This window comes from Thioclava sp. UBA3469 (assembly GCF_002378135.1).
Classification (GTDB): Bacteria; Pseudomonadota; Alphaproteobacteria; order Rhodobacterales; family Rhodobacteraceae; genus Thioclava; species Thioclava sediminum.
The window spans coordinates 1-6,232 of record NZ_DFRG01000234.1; the positions used below are offsets into that span (position 1 = coordinate 1).

The window sequence follows — 6,232 nt, forward strand, 5'->3', positions numbered from 1 at the left end:
CCGGTCGGTGCGCACCGCCGCCTGACGCTGCAACTCCAGACCCGCCAGTTGCGAGTCCAGCACATCGAGCCGCGCGCTGAGCAGCGGATCTTCGAGCTTGATCATCACCTCGCCCGGCTGCACCGCGTCATAGGTCGCGACCGGCACCTCGGTCACGAAGCCGCTGGTGCCGACGCGCACCTGCGCCTGCTCTGAGGGCCATGTCACGCCGCTGACCACGGATCGATACGGCGCGGGCAGAACGAAGAGGATCACGAAGAGCGCGGCAAGGATCGCGCTTGTCACAAGGACCGCACGCGGCCTGTTGGAGCGGAGTTTCGGGCTGGAAGACAGAAAGGACATGGATTTGCCTATGGGCACGAGGATCTGTGTCGTGATCGCCCAGGCCGCCAGCAGCACGCCAATGAAGAAGAAGCGGCCGGCGATATAGGTGATGATCGCGAACATGATGAAGAGGCGATAGATGAAGGCGGCGATCCCGTAGAACAGGAACCAGCGCTTCTCGGCGGGCAGCGAGGTGACGGGTTCCGCTTCCTTCATCCCGAAGAGGTATTTCTGCGCGAGATAGGCGTAGTAGCGGTTGGCGCGCTGGCCGAGATTGGGGATCTCCAGCCAGTCGGCGAAGACGTAATAGCCGTCGAAGCGCAAGAGCGGGTTGCCGTTGAACAGAAGCGTCGAGACGCCGCCGATCAGCATCACGTTATAGGCCACCGCATGGGCCGCGCCGGTCTCGGCATTGAGCCAGACGAAGAGCGCGATCGAGGCGAGGAACAGCTCCACCATGATCCCGATACCGCCGACCAGCATCCGCTGATACTTGTCGCGCAGCGCCGAGGCGGCAGAGGCATCGACATAAGGCACCGGCACCAGAACCAGCAGCATAATCCCGATCTCATGGACCTCGCCGCCGTTCTTCTTCACCGCGTATCCGTGGCCCAATTCGTGAAACGCCTTCACCACCGGATAAACCAGCCAGAGCACGAAGAGGTTCTTCGGCGTCAGCACCCGGTCCGCGATATTGTCGGTGATCGCGCCGAAATTGATCGCGGCGAAGATGAAGCCCGCGAGCACGACCAGCACCCAGATCACCGCGAAGGTGCGGGTGAAGAAGGGCCGCACGAAGGGCATGGTACGGGTCAGGAAAGCGTCCGGGTCCCAGATCGGGATGCGGATCGCGAGCGGCGACCAGATCTTCTGCTTGATCTGCATCGACTGGTGGCGCTGATAGCGGCGGAACAGCTCGCGCCCGTCGGGCGGCACGTCGCAGATCAGCGCATCGGCGGCGTGCAACTGCCCCATCAGCCGGATCGCCTCGTCCTGCGTGGGGGCCTTCTCGCCAAGCTGCTCGTTCGTGGTGTTCCACAGCTCGTCCATTGTGCGCTTGCCGTTCATCAGCCCGACCAGCCGCCACGCAGCCGGCGAGATGCGATGGAAGCGTCCCGTCGCGATGTCCTGAACCACGAACCAGACGCGCCCGCGGAATCGTGCCGGTGGATCGCGACATGCCTGCGCAGGCGCGGTTTGAGATCCTTCACCCGATACCAGGACGGAGAGAAGAGCGAGGTGGCCATGTCACGGCCACCAGGACCAGAGCGTCATGCGCACCCAGAGAACGATCCGCCGGGTCCAGATCCAGACGAGGCGGTGTTCCTCGACCTCGATCTTGGCGACCCCTTCCATCCCCGGACGCAGCGCATCGATCGGACCGTCTGTCACGGAGGCCTCGACGAGGAACTTGTTCGCCCCCGCTTCGGCATTGGAGATCGGCGTGATCCGGTCGACCTGCACTTCGATAGGCGTGTCGGGCAGCGAGGCCAGAATGAGCGCGCCGCTCTCGCCCGCTTTCACATCCTTCACGTCGCGCTCGTCTACACGCAGCATCACGCGGTAATCATCGAGGGGGGCGACCTGGAACAGCACGTCGCCGCGCTCGATCGGCGCCCCCAGCGCCTGCGTCAGATCGCCCGAGACCACGACCCCGTCGAAGGGCGCCTTGATCACCATCCGCCCGATCTCCTGATCGAGCAGTTCGATCTGCGCATCCGCCTGTTCGATCTGGCTTTGCAGGATCAGCGCCTTGGCGCGTTCGCGCTTGGCCATGGCTTGCGAATATTCGCGGGTCTGCTTGGACTTCTGGCTTTCCCATTTCAGCCGCTCGAGCCGCAGGTCGCGGTCGTCGAGCTTGGCCATCACCTCGCCCGCCTTCACGATATCGCCCGCGCGCGCATCGGCCTCGGCCAGATAGCCCTCAATGGGGGCCGAGATCGCGCGCTGGATGCGGCCTTCGATGGTCGCATCGGCGGTCACGCGATACATGCCCTTGGCGAACCACGCGAAGGCGAGCAACGCGACCAGCGCAATTGCGGCCAGTTTCAGCGCCGCATGATTGGGGCCGAACAGCGCCTTGAACGTATTGACGCTCGCATCCCATGTCTTCGCGGGCAGCCAGCGGTCCTCGCGCCGCTTGATCGCGAGAACGGGACCGAGCAGCACGCCCGCATATTCCGCCATCTGGATCGTGTCGCGCCCGAACGGCTCGCCCGCCGGGCGCTCCAGCACCAGCGCGCCGACCAGCTTCTTGTCCTCGGTCAGCGGCACCGTGCAGAGCGTCGCCCCGCCCTCGGTTTCCGACAGGGTGGCATGGGCGCGCAGCACCCGTTCGGACCCGTCCTCGGGCGGCGGATAGCTCAGCACCGCCTGCTGGTCGATCGCCTCGTCCATCGCCGCCTCGATGGCGCGCACGAGGTTGGACCGCTTGCCGAAGCTCGCGGAATTCGACAATGCGCGCACCCGCGCGTGGCGCCCGCGGGTCAGGCCGATCGCGACCAGTTCGCAACTCAGAACGCCTGCAAGTTCCGAGGCCACCGCCGTCGCCGCTTCGGTGAACCGGTCGTAATGCAGGCTGGTCGCGAGCAGTTCGATCACCGAGGCGAGGCTGTCGCCCGAGCCGCCCTGCTTGCGGCGCAAGAACGCCTCGAGCCAGCCCGAGCCCCATTGCAGCTGATCGATCGCAAGATCGGTGCGCGCCTCCGGATGCGCGCCGATCTGGATCGCCGCCGCACCGCGGAGCTGGCCCTCCATACGGATCGGCACCGCGATGGCCGCGCCGCCTTCGCTCAGCGTCTCGATCACCATGCGCTCGGCATGGATCGCGCCGTCGATGGCTGCCATCAACTCGCGTTTCGGTTTCGCATTCTCTGGCCAGACCGCAGCGGGCTCAAACCGGCTGCGTCCGATCCCGGCCAGCACCACCAACCCTTGTTCCAGACCTGTCACCTGTCGGGCCATCGCGGCCAACCAAGCCTGCGATACCTGCGCGCGGTCTGTCCCTGCTTTCAGCCTGCCGAGGGTTTCGGAATCCAGAAATACCGAGCCCGTCGCCTCGCCAGACGTTGTCCCTGCATGTTGCTGCAAAATTGCTCCCTCGAGGGTGCTCCCCAGCACCCTTCCCGTGTCCGCTTATGTCCCTCAAAGTGCCGATTGAACGGCCAAACTCGCTCCCTTACGCAAAGTAAACGAGCAGTTCCGGATTCAATCAAGAAAAAACGTGGCAGTTGAACGCATTGGTCTCTGCGTCAGCCTTTTGCATTGCGCGATTGTTTACCCGTATTGCCTGAATTGCCCCGCGTCGGGGTCGTTGTTGCCGGTTCAGGCTCGGTGATCGGGGCCGCACTGGGCGCGGAGGTGGTGTCGCTGGTGGCGGCATCCTGCGGACCGGCGTCAGTCGCAGTGTCGGAAGCGGTATCATTCGGGGTGTCCGGCACAGGGTTGGCCGCGGGCGTGGCATCCTGAGCCGCGAGGGTCGGATCCATCCAGGTGGCCGCGTCGCTATCGTCAGCCAACCCGAGGATATGCCCGAACTCATGCTTGAGCGCATCGACGAGGTTCAGCCCTTCGCTGCCATCGAGCGACCAGCCATGCCCTGCCCCATCCGCATCGAGCGTGATCGCGCCCTCGGCGGTATAGCCCAGAAGCGTGCCGTCGAGCGAGGCGATGGAAATCTGCACCGCTTCCAGCTTGGCAATCTCTTCGGCGGTCAGGCCCAGTTCCTGCGCGATCTCTTGGAGCGCCTGCGCACGCGCCGCGGCCAGAAGGTCTTCATCGAGCATCGCACCTTCCGGCGTTTCCGCGACCGAGGCCGCATGAAGCGCCTGTGCCGCCTCGATCGTCAGCGACCAGCTTTCCAGCGTGCCGGTCTTGCGCTTCGCTCCGTCCACGATCTCCAGCGTCCAGACGCCGCCCGACATCTTGCCCTCGAGTGCTGCCAGATCGCCGACCGGGCGATAGGTCACGCCGTAAGGTGCCGTGGCGCCGGTGATGCTCTCGCCTGCCGCATCGTCGAAGCGCGTGTCGATCGCCGTGCCATCAAGCGCCGCGAACAGTTCGATCCGCGTGCCGTCCGGCGCGATCAGCGTCACGGTCAGGTCGCTCAGCCGCTCATGGGTCAGGCTGAGGGTCACGTCGAGATCGGCGATCACCACATCCGAGCCGACAAAGAGGCTCTGCGTCGTCACGCCCTGATCGGCAATCGCGATGGGACCTGCGGAATTGTAGTCGTAGATCAGCGAACCGGTGTCGGGCGTGAAATAGGCCGGGTCGTTCGTCGCGAGGCGCACATCGTCGAAGCTCGCCGCATCGAAGGCCATCAGGCCGACCGCACCATCCGCGACCGGGGCGTAGAAGGCATGGCCCAGCACTTCGTGGCCGTTGAGCGCGAGGCTGACCGTGCTGCGGGCGAGCGTGATCTCGAGCTTGTTGGACTGGCTGCCGTCGATGGCAATGTCGTAGCTCGCGGTTTCCACGAAGCCGTCGCGCTGCGTGTAATAGCCGATCGAGACGCGGTCATTGGCGGCATCGATCACGGCGTATTTGTAGCGTCCGTCGGTGTAGCTGTCGAAGACGAAGCCCGCGCGGCCATTCGTTTCGATCTGGGCCGCGATCCGCGTGACGGAAGTCTCCGCAATCACCAGATCGGACAGCGCGATGGCGGGCGCGCCCGCGCCGGGCTGGGCATCCAGCGCACCTGCATCGATCTGCCAGGCGGCATCGGTGGCGAAGCGATCCGCGATGCCGTCCGAGAAGTCCTCGGTCTCATCGAGAGTGAATTCCGGGGGCAGCACCTGCACCGCGATATTGTCGAGCTTGGTCAACGAGTTCTGCGCGCCGATCCCGACATAGCCGGAGTTCAGCCCGTGGGTGACGCCGTATTGATCGACCCGCGCATCGAAGACATGGGTGAAGTACTCCTGCCCGTCGATCACCAGCGTCGCCGTCAGCCCGTTGATCGCGAGCAGCAGGTTATAGGGCGTGTCGGGCTTGGCCTGGACCGGGGTCTGCTCCAGCACGATCCAGCCATCGGCGGTGCGGATGCCCATCTCGAACTTGTCGGTCGAGATGTTCACACCGGCGAATTTGAAGTCGGTCGGCGACTGGTAATCGAAGATCAGATAGGCGTTCGACTTCAGGCCCGCCGTGGGCTTGCCGCCGACGATGGTCGCCTTCATCTCGAAATAGCTGGGCAGCGCGTCGCCGATATAGAAGACAGAGACCGCATCGCCGCCAAGGCTCTCCGGGCTCACCGCGAAGGCGCCGCCCTCAACCGTCCAGACTCCGCTATCGGCGGCGAAGCCCTGCGCATCCTTGCCGCCGCCATTGCCGTTGAAATCGGCCGAGCGCAGCACGTCACGGCGACCGCCCGGAATGTTGCCCGGCTGCGGATCATTCGGCGCGCCGGTCTGATCCTGCCACGCATCGTCCTTCTGCATCACCAGCCCCAGCTCGCCCCACGGCTCGCCGTTGCGGTCGGCGTTGTAATCGCCGGTATCGGCAGCGCGGGTCGGATCGGCGCCGTCGGAGGCCGAGAGATCGTAGAGATACTCTTGGATCTGCGGAGCCAGCGCGCGGGAGATCGTGAAGGCCCCGAAGGGTGCGAAGGGCACGATGTAGCTGTTGAACTCGCCCACCCAGTCGATCAGGCGATCGCCGCCGGTATTGCCGATCATGATGTCGCGACCGGCACCGCCATAGACGATGTCCTCATAGCTCGACGACGTGTCGGGCGTATCGTTCGCGCCCAGGGCCGAGCCATCCGCGTCGCGGGTATGGTCGTAATCGACATCGATCAGATCGTCGCCCCAGCCGCCATAGACATGGTCGCGCCCGGTGCCGCCGACCAGCCAGTCATTGCCCAGATCGCCGAAGATCACGTCATTGCCGTCGCTATAGACCGGGC

At 64.9% G+C, this 6,232-nt stretch carries 3 protein-coding genes; all 3 read right to left on the reverse strand.

All coding sequences use genetic code 11. The features are described 5' to 3' along the window. Window positions 1-1,461 (reverse strand): peptidase M50 (locus B3D39_RS16825; RefSeq protein ID WP_286789908.1); only part of this gene is annotated, 1,461 nt, incomplete at its 3' end. 111 nt (window positions 1,462-1,572) lie between these two features. Continuing rightward, entirely contained in the window at window positions 1,573-3,288 is a 1,716-nt protein-coding gene (locus B3D39_RS16830) for an efflux RND transporter periplasmic adaptor subunit (protein WP_274963384.1), read from the reverse strand. Window positions 3,289-3,575: 287 nt separating this feature from the next. Further along, the coding region (locus B3D39_RS16835) for a proprotein convertase P-domain-containing protein (RefSeq protein WP_286789909.1) at window positions 3,576-6,232 on the reverse strand (2,657 nt) is incomplete at its 5' end.